Origin of the sequence: Pseudomonas sp. BF-R-19 (assembly GCF_019956445.1) — a bacterium.
In the GTDB taxonomy this organism is placed as follows: Bacteria; Pseudomonadota; Gammaproteobacteria; order Pseudomonadales; family Pseudomonadaceae; genus Aquipseudomonas; species Aquipseudomonas fluorescens_BH.
The window spans coordinates 15,500-31,290 of sequence record NZ_JAHBDN010000052.1 but is presented as its reverse complement, the minus strand read 5'-3'; the positions used below and the strand labels follow the sequence as shown (position 1 = coordinate 31,290).

General features: G+C 61.5%; 16 protein-coding genes and 1 riboswitch. Of the genes, 5 read left to right on the top strand and 11 right to left on the bottom strand.

Features of this window, described 5'->3' with window-relative positions; all coding sequences use genetic code 11:
• Positions 1-9 precede the first annotated feature (9 nt).
• From KGB28_RS14425 to KGB28_RS14415, 3 genes are read right to left on the bottom strand one after another with little or no spacing between them, the layout of a single operon-like run.
• Entirely contained in the window at positions 10-798 is a 789-nt protein-coding gene (locus KGB28_RS14425) for an ABC transporter ATP-binding protein (RefSeq protein WP_223446030.1), read from the bottom strand.
• Positions 795-1,610 carry an ABC transporter permease gene (locus KGB28_RS14420; RefSeq protein ID WP_102672054.1) on the bottom strand — a complete coding sequence of 272 codons (816 nt, stop codon included), beginning with the start codon at positions 1,608-1,610 and terminating at the stop codon, positions 795-797. The genes KGB28_RS14425 and KGB28_RS14420 overlap by 4 nt, the downstream gene beginning before the upstream one ends.
• A gap of 15 nt (positions 1,611-1,625) precedes the next feature.
• Positions 1,626-2,693, bottom strand: coding sequence for a putative urea ABC transporter substrate-binding protein (locus KGB28_RS14415; protein ID WP_223446029.1), 1,068 nt, complete (start codon positions 2,691-2,693; stop codon positions 1,626-1,628).
• A 60-nt stretch (positions 2,694-2,753) separates the two neighbouring features.
• Positions 2,754-2,854, bottom strand: a riboswitch (guanidine-I (ykkC/yxkD leader).
• 280 nt (positions 2,855-3,134) lie between these two features.
• Between KGB28_RS14415 and KGB28_RS14410 the strand changes: the two genes are divergently transcribed.
• Together KGB28_RS14410 and KGB28_RS14405 are read left to right on the top strand one after the other, a co-directional pair.
• Positions 3,135-3,383, top strand: a complete 249-nt coding sequence (locus tag KGB28_RS14410) for a hypothetical protein (protein WP_223446027.1) — start codon at positions 3,135-3,137, stop codon at positions 3,381-3,383.
• 167 nt (positions 3,384-3,550) lie between these two features.
• On the top strand, positions 3,551-3,961 hold the full coding sequence (locus tag KGB28_RS14405) for a hypothetical protein (protein WP_223446025.1): 411 nt from the start codon (positions 3,551-3,553) through the stop codon (positions 3,959-3,961).
• Between the two features lie 144 nt (positions 3,962-4,105).
• On the opposite strand, the gene KGB28_RS14400 is transcribed toward KGB28_RS14405, so the two are convergent.
• Positions 4,106-5,218 carry an enoyl-CoA hydratase/isomerase family protein gene (locus tag KGB28_RS14400; protein ID WP_223446023.1) on the bottom strand — a complete coding sequence of 371 codons (1,113 nt, stop codon included), beginning with the start codon at positions 5,216-5,218 and terminating at the stop codon, positions 4,106-4,108.
• A 132-nt stretch (positions 5,219-5,350) separates the two neighbouring features.
• On the opposite strand from KGB28_RS14400, the gene ung reads away from it, so the two are divergent.
• On the top strand, positions 5,351-6,043 hold the full coding sequence (ung, locus tag KGB28_RS14395) for a uracil-DNA glycosylase (RefSeq protein ID WP_008050720.1): 693 nt from the start codon (positions 5,351-5,353) through the stop codon (positions 6,041-6,043).
• Between the two features lie 101 nt (positions 6,044-6,144).
• Here ung and KGB28_RS14390 read toward each other — a convergent pair whose 3' ends face one another.
• From KGB28_RS14390 to KGB28_RS14370, 5 genes are read right to left on the bottom strand one after another with little or no spacing between them, the layout of a single operon-like run.
• A complete protein-coding gene (locus KGB28_RS14390; protein ID WP_223446021.1) occupies positions 6,145-7,185 on the bottom strand; it encodes an AbrB family transcriptional regulator in 1,041 nt (346 codons plus the stop codon).
• Positions 7,178-8,692 (bottom strand): tripartite tricarboxylate transporter permease, encoded by a 1,515-nt coding sequence (locus KGB28_RS14385; protein ID WP_056720684.1) that lies wholly within the window; start codon positions 8,690-8,692, stop codon positions 7,178-7,180. Before KGB28_RS14385 ends, KGB28_RS14390 begins: the two co-directional genes overlap by 8 nt.
• 1 nt (position 8,693) lies before the next feature.
• Complete coding sequence (locus KGB28_RS14380; RefSeq protein ID WP_223446019.1) at positions 8,694-9,152, bottom strand: tripartite tricarboxylate transporter TctB family protein; 459 nt, start codon at positions 9,150-9,152, stop codon at positions 8,694-8,696.
• A 59-nt stretch (positions 9,153-9,211) separates the two neighbouring features.
• Positions 9,212-10,189: a Bug family tripartite tricarboxylate transporter substrate binding protein gene (locus KGB28_RS14375; RefSeq protein ID WP_223446017.1), complete on the bottom strand. Its 978-nt coding sequence runs from the start codon at positions 10,187-10,189 to the stop codon at positions 9,212-9,214.
• Positions 10,190-10,228: 39 nt separating this feature from the next.
• Positions 10,229-11,518: an OprD family porin gene (locus tag KGB28_RS14370; protein ID WP_223446016.1), complete on the bottom strand. Its 1,290-nt coding sequence runs from the start codon at positions 11,516-11,518 to the stop codon at positions 10,229-10,231.
• A 237-nt stretch (positions 11,519-11,755) separates the two neighbouring features.
• Here KGB28_RS14370 and KGB28_RS14365 point away from each other — a divergent pair, with 237 nt between their 5' ends.
• Complete coding sequence (locus KGB28_RS14365; RefSeq protein WP_007979804.1) at positions 11,756-12,427, top strand: response regulator; 672 nt, start codon at positions 11,756-11,758, stop codon at positions 12,425-12,427.
• Complete coding sequence (locus tag KGB28_RS14360) at positions 12,420-13,808, top strand: sensor histidine kinase (RefSeq protein WP_223446014.1); 1,389 nt, start codon at positions 12,420-12,422, stop codon at positions 13,806-13,808. The genes KGB28_RS14365 and KGB28_RS14360 overlap by 8 nt, the downstream gene beginning before the upstream one ends.
• A 127-nt stretch (positions 13,809-13,935) precedes the next feature.
• Here the strand turns inward: KGB28_RS14360 and KGB28_RS14355 are convergent, their stop codons facing one another.
• Positions 13,936-14,757 (bottom strand): HDOD domain-containing protein, encoded by an 822-nt coding sequence (locus KGB28_RS14355; RefSeq protein ID WP_223446012.1) that lies wholly within the window; start codon positions 14,755-14,757, stop codon positions 13,936-13,938.
• A gap of 34 nt (positions 14,758-14,791) precedes the next feature.
• Complete coding sequence (locus KGB28_RS14350) at positions 14,792-15,733, bottom strand: YgfZ/GcvT domain-containing protein (protein WP_223446010.1); 942 nt, start codon at positions 15,731-15,733, stop codon at positions 14,792-14,794.
• Positions 15,734-15,791 lie beyond the last annotated feature (58 nt).

Genomic DNA, 15,791 nt, shown 5'->3' with positions numbered 1-15,791 from the left:
AAAACCCTCTCAAGCGGTTCGAAGTGAGCCCGCCAGTTGCACTGGCAGGGCGTCGACGGCGGCACGGTGGGTGCGGCGGTCGCTGTTCAAAGGGATGTCGTAGGTGATGCGTGCGCCATAGCGGCCGGGCGCATGCGGGTCGAGACGGACCTTGTCGAACACCAGCAGGCGGGTGCCGAGGCTGAAGCCTTCGGACAGGTCATGGGTGACCATGAACACCGTCAGTCGGGTCTCGCGCCACAGCTCCAGGAGCAGGGCATGCATGTCTTTGCGGATGCCCGGGTCGAGGGCGCCGAACGGTTCGTCGAGCAGCAACACCCGTGGTTTCATGATCAGCGCCTGGGCGATGGCCAGCCGTTGTTGCATGCCGCCGGAGAGCTGCGCCGGGTACTTGTCCAGCGAGTGACCCAGGCCGACTTTGTGCAGCAGCACCGAAGCCTGTTCGCGGGCCTCTTTTTTCGCGCTGCCGAACAGGCGTCCAAGCAAACGCGAGCGCGGCAGTTCGAGGCCGATGGCGACGTTGTCCAGCACGCTTAGATGCGGGAACACCGAGTAGCGCTGGAACACCACGCCACGGCTGGCGTCCGGCTCTGCGGCCAAGGGCTGGCCGTCGAGCAGGATCTCGCCGCGACTGGCGCGTTCCTGGCCGAGCAGCAGGCGCAGGAAGGTCGATTTGCCGCAACCGGAGGCACCCACGAGGGTGCAGAACTCACCTTCGTTGACGGACAGGTTCAGGCCTTCGAGCACCACCTGATCGGCGTATTGCTGCCAGACGTTTTTCACCGTGATGAAGCTCATTTGGCCGCTCCTTCATACCAAGGGAACGCGCGGCGGGTCAGCTGCTTGAGCCCCCAATCCATCAGCCAGGCGAGCAGGGTGATCCACACCACGTAGGGCAAAATCACGTCCATCGCCAGGTAGCGGCGTACCAGGAAAATACGGTAGCCGAGGCCGTCGGTGGAGGCGATGGCTTCGGCGGCAATCAGGAACAGCCACGCCGAGCCGAGCATCAGTCGCAGCGAGATCAACAGGCGTGGCAGCAGTTGCGGCAACACCACCCGCAGCATCAGGGTCCAGGTAGACGCGCCGAGGGTCTGGGCCTTGATCAGCAACTCCACAGGAATTTCCCGGGCGCGCTGTTCCAGGTCCCGGGCCAGCGCCGGAGTAATGCCGATCACGATCAGCATCACTTTCGACAACTCACCCAAACCGAAGACGATGAACAGGATCGGCAGGATCGCCAGCGGTGGCACCATCGACAGTACGGTCAGCAAGGGTGACAACGGCGCACCGAACAGCGGCAGGGTACCGGCGGCGATGCCCAGGCACAGCCCGGCCAGGGCGCTGATGCCCAGGCCAATGGCCAGACGTTGTAGGCTGGACGCCGTGTCCTGCCAGAGCAGGTATTCGCCAGTGCGGCTGTCGGCGACGAAGGCCAGGCGTTTCACCGCGTCGGTCATCTGCACGGCGCTGGGCAGCAGCTTGTCGTTGGGGTTTTCCGCCAGTCGCTCGGCCGAGCCCATGAAGTAGGCGAACAGCACCAGGGCGAACGGCAGGATCACCAGCAACAGGCGACTCGGGCGGTCCGGGTGACGGTTGATCAGGCGCATGGCCAATTCTCCTGATTACAGCTTGGCGTCGGCGGCCATCTGCACGTAACTCGGGTCGAAGCGCAGCTTGAGGTTGCCCTTGTCGCCGCTGGTCACGCCGTTGGCGAAGGCCATGCCGACCGCGCTGGTGTCCTTGGCGCCTTCACCCAGCAAGCCGTGCTGGAAGGAGAACTCGGCGACCTTGCGCATGGTTTCCGGCAGTTGCTTGCTGGTACTGAACGCCAGGGCTTCCTTGGGCGTGGCGAACAGCTTTGTGGTGTCCAGTTGCGCCTGGAAACCCGCCAGGTCAGTGCCAGAGGCCTTGGCCATGTGCTCCAGGGCGGCTTTGCTGGCAGCGTTTTTCGCGTTCATCAAGTCGACCACTTCGAACCAGGCGCCGGTCAGTGCCTTGCCGAGGGCCGGGTTGTCTTTGAGGGTCTGGGAGTTGACCACCATCATGTCCATGATTTCGCCGGGGATCTGGCTGGAGTTGAACACCTCGGTCACCGCAGGCTTGGCCTTGATGTCCGAGAGCATCGGGTTCCAGGTGGTGACGGCGTTGACCTGATCGGTGTTGAAGGCGGCCGAGATATCGGCGTCGGAGGTGTTGACCACTTTCAGGTCTTTCTCGGTGAGGTCCACCGAATCCAGGGCCCGGGCCAGCAGGTAGTGGGAAACAGAGAGTTCCACCAGGTTGACGTCCATGCCCTTGAGGTCGGCGACTTTCCTGCCTTCGCCCTTGAGCACGATGCCGTCGTTGCCGTTGGAGAAATCGCTGACGATCAGCGCGGTGCTGTCGACGCCGCCGGCGGCCGGAATGGTCAGTGCGTCCATGTTGGTCATGGTGCAACCGTCGAACTGGCCGGCGGTGTACTGGTTGATGGATTCGACGTAGTCATTGAGCTGCACCACGTCGATCTTGATGCCGTACTTCTTCGCCCATTTGTCGACGATGCCCTGGCTGCCGGCGTACTCCCACGGCATCCAGCCGGCGTAGATCGTCCAGCACACGCTGAAGTGGTCTTTCTGTGCAGCCTGGGACGAGAAGCTCACGAGGGCGGCGAACGCAGCGGCGAGCAGGGCGGGTAAACGAAGCTGGGACATGGTGGTTCTCCAGTTGATCAAGGACGGACAGGACGGCAGCGGCACCGCTAACGGTGGCTTGTCTCCCGGGCTTTTGTCCCGCCGTGTAACCTCAACTGGAGGTCGCCAACTCTCGGACCAGTCACTCGCGATTGCGAGCCGGAACCCTAGTCAGCCATTGCAAATTGTGGTGCCGCGAACCTGTAGTGACGCCTGCACATTTTTTTGGAACAAGTGCGCTAAAGCGAGAGGCGTGCCAAGTTGGCCCGAGCGCTCTAGCGTGGGGGTCAGGGAGGTCGACGGTGTTGGTTGGAAAGACGCGCTGCCTTGTGATGGTGCGTTGGTGCACCGCATTGGAACCTGTCCGCCGCTGATCAGAAGGTGGATGCAACGTCGCACTTGGCAGGAGATTGCCAGTCAAAACAGATGTCACTGCTGTCGCAGGTCTTTACGGAGGCCGCCATGTTGCGTCGATTGTTGTTAGGTGCAGTACTTGGTCTTGGATTGTCTGGCTGCTACTACTACGCCGGTCCCGCTGACGTCTACGGGGGACCTTATTACTACCCCGGCTACTACACGCCCTATTACTACGGTTACTACGGTCCACGTTATTACGGTGGTTATCGCTCCTATTACTACGGTGGGCATGGTTACTACCGTGGCCACGGCGGTGGACATCATGGCGGTGGACATCGCGGTGGCCACCGTTGATCAGGGCGTGAATGGATGAAAAACCTTTCATCGGCCAGATGTTTCTACTTGTTTCAAGGACGCACCAGATTCCGAATTCGGTGTCTGATATTTCGACAGTCTCCGAACATTTGACTGTCGCCTGCCAGCGTCGCTGGTGTGGCTTACCCGCGGTCCAGGAGGCCGCTATGTATCGCCGAATTCTTCTGTTAGCTGTGTTGGGATTGTCCCTTGGTGGGTGCGTGCCTTACTACGATGAAGGAGGCAGTTACTACAGTTCCGAGGTCTATACCTCGCCGGCGCCAACCTATTACGCCGGGGGGAGTTCCTACTATTCCAATGGTTACTACACACCACCACCTCGGTATTACGTGCCGCCGGCGCGGTATTACCAGCCGACACCGCGCTATTACTCACAGCCGCGGATGTATCAACCATCGCGCCATTACCAGTCGGCCCCTCGTTACTATCATCCGTCGCGGGGCGACTACCGCATGCATCAGAACCATGGCTGGGACGGCCGTAACCGCGGGAACTGGAACAACGACTATCGCGGTAACGGTCGCGGCTATCGCAGCGGGCGGGGCGGCCATCGATAGCTTTGTATAAAACACAACTCTGAATGTGGGAGCGGCGGTGCGACGATTCGACTTGCTCGCGAAGGCGTCATCTCAGCAACATTGATGTTGACTGATACTCCGCCTTCGCGAGCAAGCCCGCTCCCACAGTGTTGTGTGCAGATTTCAGTACTCGGACAAATCCGCCAGCGGATGCCGACCTTCCCACGCCTTGTGAAAATGCGCCTCTACCACTGCGTCCGGCACGTTGTTGATGTCCGGCCAGTGCCAGTGCGGTTTCTGGTCCTTGTCGATCAACCGGGCACGTACGCCTTCGCTGAATTCCGGATGCCGACAACAGTTGAGGCTCAGGGTGTATTCCATCTGGAAGACTTCGGCCAGCGACAGGTGGCGGGCACGGATGATCTGCTCCCACACCAGATGAGCGGTCAGCGGCGCGCCTTCGCTCAGGGTCCTGGCTGCGCGGCTCAGCAACAGATCGGTGTGATCGCGCAGGGCGCTGATCGCCTTCCAGGCGCAACGCACGTCGCTGACATCCAGCAGCTCGTCGATCTGCTGTCGGCGCGGCAGCCACTGGGCTTCAGGCATCTGTGCCACGGCTTCCTGCTGCAAGGCCTTGAGCAGGCTGTTGAGTTGCATCGGTGTCTGTTCCTGCCAGTTCAATTGCAACAGGCCTTCGATCAATTCCGGCTGCTGCTCATCGAGCAGGAAACGATCGGCCAGGTCCAGGTCGATGGCATCGCGGCCGTTCATGTGCGCACCGCTCAGGCCCAGGAACAGCCCGAGCTTGCCGGGCAGGCGCGACAGAAACCAACTGGCGCCAACGTCCGGGTACAGGCCGATGCTGATCTCGGGCATGGCCAGGCGACTGCTCGGCGTGACGATGCGGATGCTTGCCCCTTGCAACAGTCCCATGCCTCCGCCCAGCACATAGCCGTGGCCCCAGCAGATCAGCGGTTTCGGGTAGGTATGAAGTTTGAAGTCCAGGCGATATTCCGCCGCAAAAAACTGCGCAGCCAGTGGCGGTACTTCGCCCGGATGGACGCGACAGGCTTCCACCAGGCTGCGCACTTCGCCGCCGGCGCAAAAGGCCTTGGCGCCGTTGCCGCGCAACATCACGCAGACGATCTGCGGATCCTTGGCCCAGGCCTCCAGGCGGTCGCGCAGGGCGTTGATCATTGGCAGGGACAGGGCATTCAGGGATTTTTCGGCATCCAGGCTGGCGATGCCGATGCGCGCGCCGTCGGTGCCGGTGAGTTCTTCGAAGTGCAGATTCATCGTGACCTCGATCGGGAATTTGAGGGTTAAGTATGATCGCTGTGTGGGAAAGTGCCGGATCTGCATCAGATCAATTGACAAGCGTGATGCGCTTTCCTAGGGTTCGCCCCATTGTTTTTGCCGGATGTAACCATGACTGCTGACGACCGTATCAAACTCGAACCGGGCTGGAAGGAAGCACTGCGTGCCGAATTCGACCAGCCCTACATGGCAGAGTTGCGAAACTTCCTGCAACAGGAGCGGGCGGCCGGCAAGGAGATCTATCCGCCGGGGCCGATGATTTTCAACGCGCTCAATTCCACGCCGCTGGACAAGGTCAAGGTGGTGATCCTCGGTCAGGACCCTTATCACGGCCCGGGCCAGGCCCATGGCTTGTGCTTCTCGGTGCAACCGGGCGTGCCGGCGCCGCCGTCGCTGGTGAACATTTACAAAGAACTCAAGCGCGACCTGAACATCGACATCCCCAACCATGGCTACCTGCAGAGCTGGGCCGATCAGGGCGTGCTGATGCTCAACACCACCATGACCGTGGAGCGCGCCAACGCCAATGCGCACAAGGACAAGGGCTGGCAGTTTTTCACCGATCGAGTCATTGAAGTGGTCAGCCAACAGCAACCGCACCTGGTATTCATGCTGTGGGGCGCCCATGCCCAGAGCAAACAGAAGCTGATCGATGCCACCAAGCATCTGGTGCTGACCTCGGTGCACCCGTCACCGCTGTCGGCCTATCGCGGCTTCCTCGGTTGCGGGCACTTCAGCCGCACCAACAAGTTTCTGGAGCAGAATGGCGAGACGCCGATCGAGTGGCGGTTGCCGCCGGTTTAAGCGTTGATTTGGAGGGCCTCTTCGCGAGCAAGCCCGCTCCCACAAGGATCACGCGAACCCTGTGGGAGCGGGCTTGCTCGCGAAAAAGGCAACTCGGCCTATCAGACTGAATCCGGATTCCGGTTCCAATACTTGAACAACGGCTCCGCCAGAAACAGCACAAACAACAAGCGCATCACCTGCATCGCCGTCACCAGCGGCACCGACAGTTGCAGGGTTTCCGCCGTCAGGCTCATCTCGGCAATACCGCCCGGCATCATGCCCAATGTCAGTGAACGCAGATCCAGATGGGTCAGTGCACTCAAACCCAATGCCGCCGCCGTAGCGATCAACATGGTCAACACCGTGCCGATCAAGGTGCGCCCCATGAACGATGGCGCACGCCGGAAAAACTGCCGGTTGAAGTGACAGCCCAGACCGCTACCGATCAACCATTGGCCAATCTGGCTGCCGCCATTGGGCAAACCGATGTGCAGATCCCAGCCGATGCTGACTGCCGCGCTGACCAGCAGCGGCCCGAACAGCCAGGGGTTGGGTTGACGCAGGCGCTCCCAGATCCAGGCCGCCAACGCACCCGCAGGAAACAACACCGCCAGCCAGCGCCAATCGATGCTGCCAACGTGGGAAATCGGCGCACCGTCGCCCAACAAATACTTGAAGGCTGCCGGTACGCAGAGTACGACCACCAACACCCGCAAACTCTGCCCCGCCGCCACACGGCTGAGCACCGCACCATTGCGGGCGCCGAGGTTGACCATCTCCCCGGAACCGCCGGGCATGCTGGAAAAGAACGCCGTGGCGCGATCTTCACCGGTGCGGCGCATCAGCCACACGCCGACGACCGCCGACAGGCTGGTGACCAACGCACCGAAGAAGATCAGACCGAAATGACTGAGTACCTGCTCCATCACCACTGGAGTGAAATGCAGGCCAATACCGATACCGACGATCCACTGGCCGCACTTGCGGCCGCCAGGGATTTCCGCCAATTGCCAGGGTGTCAGGCAACGCACGAGGATGATCGCCAGCAACGAGCCGACCATCCACGGCAAAGGCCAGCCGACCTGGCTAGCGAGGAAACCGCCAAACAGGCCGACCAGCGGGGTTCCCCACCAGAGTTTGAAGGGGGACCGATCAGACATCGGCGATAACGCGTTGCGCGGCCGAACGTTTGCGCCAGATGCGGATGAGCGGCATCAGCAGCATGATCGCCGTCAGCACCCAGCAACCGAAGGTGATCGGGCTCGACCAGAGGATTTCCAGCGCACCGTTGGAAATCGACAGGGCACGGCGCAGGTTCTGCTCCATCAAACCTCCGAGGATGAAGCCCAGCAATACCGGCGACAGCGGGAAGTCCAGCTTGCGCAGGATATAACCGAAGATGCCGATGCCGATCATCAGGAACAGGTCGAACGTTGTCGCGTGCACCGCGTAGACGCCAATCCCGGTAATGATCGCGATCACCGGTACCAGTGCCCAGTTTGGCACGGCGAGGATGCGGGTAAAGATGCGGATCATCGGGATGTTGAGGATCACCAGCATCACGTTGGCGATGAACAACGAGGCGATCAGGCCCCAGACGATGTCCGGTTGCTGTTGGAACAGCAGCGGGCCCGGAGTGATGTTGTACAGCGACAGTGCGCCGATCATCACCGCCGTGGTGCCGGAACCTGGAACGCCGAGGGTCAGCATCGGCACCAGCGCACCGCACGCTGCGCCACCGATGGCGGTTTCTGGCGCCGCGAGGCCGCGCATGTCGCCTTGGCCGAAAGTACCCTTGGCACCCGCCATGCGTTTTTCGGTCATGTAGGCCACGGCACTGGCCAGGGTCGCACCGGCACCCGGCAACACGCCCATGATGAAACCCAGAACGCCGCAACGGATGTTCACCACGAACACCGACGCCGCTTCCTTGAAGTTGAACATCATGCGGCCGGTGGCTTTCACTGCTTCCTGGCCGTGATGGGTTTTTTCCAGCAGCAGAAGGATTTCGCTGATGGAGAACAGGCCCAGCACCAGCACGACGAACTGGATGCCGTCAGTCAGGTGGATGTTGTCCCCGGTGAAGCGATACACACCGCTGTTGGCGTCGATGCCGACGGTCGACAGGAACAGACCGATCAGCGCCGCGATGAACGTCTTCAGCGGACGGTCACCGGCCATGCCGCCGAGGCAGACAATCGCGAACACCATCAACACGAAATATTCCGCCGGGCCGAAGGCAATCGCCCATTTTGCCAGCAGCGGGGCGAACAGCACCATGCCGCAGGTGGCGATGAAGGCACCGATGAACGAACTCCATGCCGACAGCGACAGCGCCACACCGGCCAGGCCTTTGCGGGCCATCGGGTAACCGTCGAGGGTGGTCATCACGGTGGATGCTTCGCCCGGGATGTTCAGCAGGATCGAGCTGATCCGGCCGCCGTATTCGCACCCCAGGTACACCGCCGCCAGCAGGATCAGCGCCGACTCCGGTGGCAGGCCGAGGGCGAATGCGATCGGGATCAGCAACGCCACGCCGTTGATCGGCCCCAGGCCCGGCAACAGGCCGACCACGGTGCCGATCAGGGTGCCGCACAGTGCAGTCACCAGGTTGTACGGGCTCAGCGCGACGCCGAAACCCTGACCCAAATAGCCAAGAGTATCCATATCAGTTCTCCAGAACGTCGAGCACGCCAAGCGGCAGCGGCACGTCCATCAACTTGTCGAACAGCAGGTAAAGGCCGACGGCCATCAGGCTGATGATCACGATGCTTGGCACCCAGCGACCGCCATACAGGCGTGCCATGGGCACGCCGATCAGGATGCTGGCTACGATGAAACCCAGGGGTTCGAAAGTGCCGGCGAACACCAGCAACAGCGCCACGCAGATGCCGATTTTGGTCAGGGTTTCGCGATCCAGTGGTGGCTCGTCAGCACTGTGCTTGATCGGTGCCGGACGGAACACCATGTACAACAGCGCCGAGCCCATCAGGCCAAGCATCAACAGCGGAAAGGCCCGAGGCCCCACCGGTTCGTAGGAAAAAGCCGCTTGGTACGGCCATGCCATGAGCGCCAGGCCTAAACAGACCAGCAACAGCACCGAAGCAAAAATGCGTTGTAAGAGCATGGGGGAACTCCTGTGCCGCGACTCCGCCAAGCGGAGCCGCAGCCGCTAGACAGAGGCGATCACTGGATCAGGCCGAACTCTTTGGCCAGCACTTTGTAGTCCGCAACCTGCTTCTTCACGTAGGTGTCCAGTTCCGGGCCGGTCATGGCAAACGGGAACAGTTCACGCTGATCGCGCAGCTTGGCGAACTCGGGTGATGCCAACAGCTTGTCGAAGGAGTCCTTCCACCAGGCATAGTCTTCATCGCTGACTTTTGGCCCGAGGTAGAAGCCGCGCACCACTGGCCAGACAATGTCGTAGCCTTGCTCGCGGGCGGTCGGAATGTCCTTCATTTCCGGCTCGTCCAGGCGCTTGTCGGAGAACACCGCCAGCAGGCGCATGTCGCCGCTCTGGATGTGCGGCATGGAGTCGGAGATGTCGGTGCTGCCGACCTGGATGTGGCCGCCGAGCAGGGCGGTGGCAATCTCGCCGCCACCTTCGAGGGCAACGTAACGCAGGTCACGGGGATTGATCCCGGCGGCCTTGGCGATCAGCGCGGTTTGCATCCAGTCCTGGCTGCCGACGGTGCCGCCGGAACCGATCACCACTTTGCTCGGATCTTTCTTCAGTGCCTGAACGAGGTCGTCGAGGGTCTTGTAGGGCGAATCGCTCTTCACCGCGATGGCGCCGTAGCTGGTGCCGACGGCAGCGAGCCAGCGCACGTTGGTTTCATCGAAACGACCGAACTTGCCTTGAGCCAGGTTCAGCAGCGAACCACTGGACCAGGCCACCAGGGTGCCGGCATCGGCCGGACGCTGGGCGACCACCGCGTTGTACGCCACCGCGCCGACACCGCCGGGCATGTAGGTCACGCGCATCGGTTTGGTCAGCAGTTTTTCGTTGACCAGCGCGCTTTGCGCCAGTTTGCAGGTCAGGTCGAAACCACCGCCGGGCGAGGCCGGGGCGATGCATTCCGGGCGCTTTGGTTCGGCAAGCGCATGGCCGGCGAACAGCAGGACGCTGGCGGCGAGGGCTAGTTTACGCATTGACAGGTTCATTCAAGTCTCCTTGGGAGTTGTTGTTATTGACGCACTGAATTACCAAAGGGCAACGCTATAGCTCACCAGCAGACGCACTTCATCGGCATCGCGAGCAGAGTAGTTGGAGCGGTAGGTGGCATTGCGCAGACGCACGGCGACATCCTTGAGCGCGCCGCTTTGTACAACATATTTAATCTCGGAGTTGCGTTCCCATTCTTTGCCTTCGTCTCCGTTCTTGAGCTTGATGTTGTCACCGCTCACGTAACGGCTCATGAAGGTCAGGCCAGGGACGCCGAGGGTGACGAAGTCGAAGTCATAACGCGCTTGCCAGGAGCGCTCGTCGGCCCCGGCAAAGTCGTTGATCTGCACGAAGTTCACCAGGTACGGGTCGGCGCCATCCACATACGGGAACGCGCTGTCGCCGGACATGTGCTGGTAGCCCGCGCTGAACTTGTGCCCGCTCAAGGCGTAACTCACCAGGCCGTTGAGAGATTTGTTGTCGATCGGGCCGCCACGGGCCTCGCCCTGGTCGTCACTGATGGCAAACCGCAGGTCGGTGCCAAAGGTGCCGGGGCCGAATGGCTGCGAGGCGATCAAACCAAGGAAATGCTGGTTGTAGACTTCATCGAGTTGTGCGAAGTGGTAGCTGCCGGTGATCTTGTCGGTGAGCTTGTAGTCCAGGCCGCCAAAATCAAAATGCTTGCCGGCCACGGTGCCAGCGAAACGGCCGTTCTTGTTGTTGAGGGCGATGTCCTCGAAGTCGGTGCTGTCGCGGTCCTTGGCTTTATCCAGACGCCCGCCGGTGAAGGTCAGGTTCTTGATCTCTTTGGATGTCAGCATGCCTCCTTCAAAGGTCTGCGGCAGGATGCGCCCGTCGTTGGGCTTGAGGATCGGCAGTTCCGGAATCAGGGTGCCGATTTTCAGCTCGCTGGCGGAGATTTTCATTTTGCCGGTCAGGCCGAGCTTGGAGTATTCGTCCACGGCGCGCCCATCGTCGGTCGGCAGCAGACCGGTACCGGTACGGTCTGGGCTCGAGTCGAGCTTGACCCCCATCATGCCCAGCGCATCGACACCGAACCCCACGGTGCCGTCGGTGTAGCCTGATTTCAGATTGAGCATGAACCCCTGGGCCCACTCGTCACGCTTGGACTGTTGGGCACTGGTACCGTCGCGATAATCGCGATTGAAGTACATGTTGCGGGTTTCGAAAGTGGCCGAGCTGTCTTCGAAGAATGCGGCCTGGCTCAACGGTGAAAAGCCGGCAAGGGCGGCAGCGCTGGCAAGCGCAGTGTGGCTGAAACGGGAGAGGCGGGCAGGCGCGATAGCCTGGGTCTGCAGGGACTGCATGGATGACTTACTCCGTTTATTGTTCTTATTTGTCGAAAACGCTTCGAGGCGTTTTTCGTATCGCTGTGTGGCTGCAGCGACGGCAGTCGAAACTGTCCGTGGCTGGACTGTAACGGGCTAACCTTTCGCTAACCTTTCAGCTGACTTTCACAGTTTTCGGGCTTCACAGCGGCGGTTGCGGCTGTAAACTTCGCGCCAGAGAATGGCGTCGACCATCCCGGAATGAGGTAAAGATCCATGCGTGTCCTGCTCGTCGAAGACCATTTGCAGCTCGCCGAAAGTGTCGCTCAGGCGCTCAAGAGCACCGGGCTGACCGTGGACGTTCTGCACGATGGCGTGGCAGCCGACCTGGCACTGGGCAGCGAGGAATACGCCATGGCGATCCTCGACGTCGGCTTGCCGCGCATGGATGGTTTCGAAGTGCTGGCGCGTTTGCGGGCGCGGGGCAAGAACCTGCCGGTGTTGATGCTGACCGCCCGCAGCGACGTCAAGGACCGGGTCCACGGCCTGAACCTCGGCGCCGATGACTACCTGGCCAAGCCGTTCGAGCTGACCGAACTCGAAGCCCGGGTCAAAGCCTTGTTGCGCCGCAGCGTGCTGGGTGGTGAGCGCATTCAGCGTTGCGGTGTGCTGGCCTATGACCTGGAAACCCGGCGTTTCACCCTCGGCGAAGAATTGCTGACCCTGACCTCCCGCGAACAGGCCGTGCTCGAAGCCCTGATCGCGCGCCCCGGTCGGGTGATGAGCAAGGAGCAGCTGGCGTCGCAAGTGTTCGGTCTCGATGAAGAGGCCAGCCCCGATGCCATCGAAATCTACGTGCACCGCCTGCGCAAGAAGCTCGACGGCCAGCCGGTCGCCATCGTGACCTTCCGCGGCCTCGGTTATTTGCTGGAAAGCCGCGATGCATAAGCCCAGCAGCCTGCGCTGGCGGTTGTTGTGGAACCTGGCGCTGCTGCTGGTGGTGTTGATGCTGGCCAGTGGTTTGAGCGCCTACTGGAACGGCCGCGAAGCCGCCGACACGGCCTATGACCGGACCCTGCTGGCCTCGGCGCGAACCATCGCCGCCGGCGTCTCCCAGCGCGACGGCACCCTGAGTGCCGACGTGCCTTACGTGGCCCTCGATACTTTTGCCTACGACAGTGCCGGGCGAATTTTCTACCTGGTCAATGACATCAATCAGAAGCTGATTTCCGGTTACGAAAACCTGCCGGCGCCACCGCCGGGAACGCCGCGCACCGATGACTATCCGGCGCTGGCACGCTTCTACAACGCCCAGTATCGCGGGCAGAACGTGCGCGTGGTGAGCCTGCTCAAACCCGTGAGTGAGCCGAACATGAACGGCATGGCGGAAATTCGCGTGGCGGAAACCGATGAGGCGCGCGTCAGCATGGCCCGCAGCCTGGCGACAGATACTCTGCTGCGCCTGGGCATGCTGGCGGGTGGGGCCTTGATGTTGGTGTGGTTTGCGGTGAGTGCCGCGTTGCGTCCGCTGGAGCGCTTGCGCACGGCGGTGGAAGAGCGCCAGCCGGACGATCTGCGCCCCTTGCCGTTGGTGGAAGTGCAGCGCGAATTGTGGCCGCTGGTGCGCGCACTCAATCACTTTACCGAGCGCTTGCGCGGGCAGTTCGAGAAGCAGGCGCAATTCATCGCCGATGCCGCCCACGAACTGCGCACGCCGCTGGCGGCGCTCAAGGCGCGACTGGAGCTGGGCATGCGCTCAGCCGAGCCCGATACCTGGCGCAGCACGCTGGAGAGCGCCGCCCAAGGCACTGATCGCTTGACCCATCTGGCCAATCAGTTGCTTTCCCTGGCGCGGGTCGAAAATGGCGCCAGGGCGATTGCCGAGGGCGGCGCGCAGTTACTCGACCTGAGTCAGTTGGCTCGAGAGCTGGGCATGGCCATGGCGCCGTTGGCCCACAAGCGTGGTATCGCGCTGGCGCTGGAGGCGGATGAGCCGGTCTGGCTGCGGGGCGAACCGACGCTATTGAACGAACTGCTGAGCAATCTGGTGGATAACGCACTGGCTCACACGCCGCCGGGTGGCAACGTGATTCTGCGGGTCTCGACGCCCGCCGTGCTGGAAGTCGAAGATGATGGCCCCGGCATACCTCTCGAGGAGCGCGATCGGGTATTCGAGCGCTTTTACCGACGCAATCAGCAAGTGGCCGGTTCCGGATTGGGGTTGGCGATTGTCGGTGAGATCTGCCGCGCGCATCTGGCGCAGATCAGCCTGCATGACGGTGAGCACGCAGGGTTGAAGGTGCGGGTGAGTTTTATCGCGGGGGAGTGATGCAGCGTCTGTTCAGGCCCCTTCGTCGGAACGCCGCCCGGAGCCAGCCCGCTCCCACATTGAACCGAGTCGCCGCAGATCAAATGTGGGAGCGGGCTTGCTCGCGAAGGGGGCAACGCGGTCTTTATCAGTAAAACATCGTGCGTGTTTCTTCCAGGTCAGCGCACATCACTTTGTCATCAAAGTCGATTCCGAGTGCCTTGTAGGCCGGTACATTCAACGCATCGGCACGGGCGAGCGGGTGGTCGGTGTCCTGCAGGCAATACAGACTGGCCACCTGCACCAGATCCACATAATCGACCTGCGCAGACTGGCGCTTGAAGTTCAGATACAGCCGCGGCACTTGCACCAGCATGTCGGGAAATTCCCAGACCCTGAGCAGTTTTTCGCCGATCAGCGGATGAATCCGGTCGATCACATGGTTGAGGCTGACCGGGTCGGACAGCAGCTCATAGTGATCTTCGGCGTAGGTCAGGATCGGCAACACGCCGATCTGGTGCACCAGCCCGCCAAGGGCCGCCTGATCGGGCTTGAGTCGGGTGTAGCGGCGGCACAGGGCGTAGCTGACGCCGGCGATTTCCAGGCTTTTACGCCAGACATCGCGCATCTTCTGTTCCACCACGTCGGACCGGGCATGGAAAATCTGCTCCATGACCAGGCCGATCGCCAGGTTACAGCTGTAGTTGATGCCCAGGCGGGTGATCGCGGTATGCAGATCGGTCACTTCCTGGGTCGCGCGCAACAGTGGGCTGTTGACCACTTTGATCAGGCGAGCCGACAGCGCGGTATCACGGCCGATCACTTTACTCAGGGTACTGACGCTGACTTCCGGGTTTTCCGCGGCCTTGCGAATCTGCAGGGCCACTTCCGGTAACGTTGGCAGAACCAGGTCATCGTTATTGATGGCCTCAACCAAATCCTTTTGGACCTTTTCCGCCAGCTCGCTCATTTAGTCTCTCTAGGTGTCGCGCCAAGTGTTGCCGTTATTGCTGGATTTCGCGATCGCGGTCCAGTTCATAAGGCAAGTCGAGCAGCTGCAAGGACGGCCCTTCGAGCGCGCCCAGGTGGACGTCCCCACTGTCTGCTGCTTCGGCTTGCAACACCGCCAGGAGTTCAATGTCTTGCCCGGCGCGGGCAGCCAGCACCACTTCGCCGATGGAGCTGCCGTGGGTCGGGGAAAACAGCGGGGTACCCGGTTCAGGCAGTTCGCCAGCAGCCAGTTGCAGGCGATACAAGCGGCGCTTGAGTTTGCCCAGGTACTGCATCCGCGCGACGATTTCCTGCCCGGTGTAGCAACCTTTCTTGAAACTCACGCCACCGACCGCTTGCAGGTTGAGCATCTGCGGGATGAACAATTCGCGGGTGCCGGGCATGACCTGGCCGATCCCTGCGCGGACCTGGCCTAGCAGCCATTGATTCAGATCGCCTTCGCTCAGTACTGCCGACAGCTTGCCTTTGACCGCATCGGCTTGACCGGCGGCGACCCACAGTTCGGCGCGTTCAGGCGAGACACGGATGGCGATCAGCCCATCGTTGCGCACGACGCTGTCGGTTTCTGCCGGCAGGTCCAGGCCGAGGCTGGCCAATGCAGTATCGCCATGGTCAACGCCGAAGCGGACCCAAGAGGCACTTTCGTCGGTCAGTTTCGACTTGGAAAACACCGCGTATTTTTTCAGGTCCGCCAATTGCGGTTCGAGCAATTCGGTGGCCATGGCCAGGACCACGCCGTCCCCTTCGAGCAGGATGCGGAAACTCGATTGCATCCGGCCTTTTTGCGTGCAGCGCGCACCGAGGCTGGCCCGGGAATCGCTCAGGTTGTTGAGGTTGCAGGTCAGTTGGCCTTGCAGGAATTTGCTGGCGTCCGCGCCGCGGACCGCGAGAACACCTTCATGAGAAAGGGTGCAGAAAAAAGCAGAATCGGCCATGGGTCATCGCAGGGTAAAGAGTCTGGCGGACATCATAAGGGGGCGCCTTGGAAATGGG

Coding starts and splice junctions, on each gene's coding strand:
- KGB28_RS14425 (WP_223446030.1), bottom strand. CDS start 798: ATGAGCTTCATCACGGTGAAAAACGTCTGGCAGCAATACGCCGATCAG.
- KGB28_RS14420 (WP_102672054.1), bottom strand. CDS start 1,610: ATGCGCCTGATCAACCGTCACCCGGACCGCCCGAGTCGCCTGTTGCTG.
- KGB28_RS14415 (WP_223446029.1), bottom strand. CDS start 2,693: ATGTCCCAGCTTCGTTTACCCGCCCTGCTCGCCGCTGCGTTCGCCGCC.
- KGB28_RS14410 (WP_223446027.1), top strand. CDS start 3,135: ATGTTGCGTCGATTGTTGTTAGGTGCAGTACTTGGTCTTGGATTGTCT.
- KGB28_RS14405 (WP_223446025.1), top strand. CDS start 3,551: ATGTATCGCCGAATTCTTCTGTTAGCTGTGTTGGGATTGTCCCTTGGT.
- KGB28_RS14400 (WP_223446023.1), bottom strand. CDS start 5,218: ATGAATCTGCACTTCGAAGAACTCACCGGCACCGACGGCGCGCGCATC.
- ung (WP_008050720.1), top strand. CDS start 5,351: ATGACTGCTGACGACCGTATCAAACTCGAACCGGGCTGGAAGGAAGCA.
- KGB28_RS14390 (WP_223446021.1), bottom strand. CDS start 7,185: ATGTCTGATCGGTCCCCCTTCAAACTCTGGTGGGGAACCCCGCTGGTC.
- KGB28_RS14385 (WP_056720684.1), bottom strand. CDS start 8,692: ATGGATACTCTTGGCTATTTGGGTCAGGGTTTCGGCGTCGCGCTGAGC.
- KGB28_RS14380 (WP_223446019.1), bottom strand. CDS start 9,152: ATGCTCTTACAACGCATTTTTGCTTCGGTGCTGTTGCTGGTCTGTTTA.
- KGB28_RS14375 (WP_223446017.1), bottom strand. CDS start 10,189: ATGAACCTGTCAATGCGTAAACTAGCCCTCGCCGCCAGCGTCCTGCTG.
- KGB28_RS14370 (WP_223446016.1), bottom strand. CDS start 11,518: ATGCAGTCCCTGCAGACCCAGGCTATCGCGCCTGCCCGCCTCTCCCGT.
- KGB28_RS14365 (WP_007979804.1), top strand. CDS start 11,756: ATGCGTGTCCTGCTCGTCGAAGACCATTTGCAGCTCGCCGAAAGTGTC.
- KGB28_RS14360 (WP_223446014.1), top strand. CDS start 12,420: ATGCATAAGCCCAGCAGCCTGCGCTGGCGGTTGTTGTGGAACCTGGCG.
- KGB28_RS14355 (WP_223446012.1), bottom strand. CDS start 14,757: ATGAGCGAGCTGGCGGAAAAGGTCCAAAAGGATTTGGTTGAGGCCATC.
- KGB28_RS14350 (WP_223446010.1), bottom strand. CDS start 15,733: ATGGCCGATTCTGCTTTTTTCTGCACCCTTTCTCATGAAGGTGTTCTC.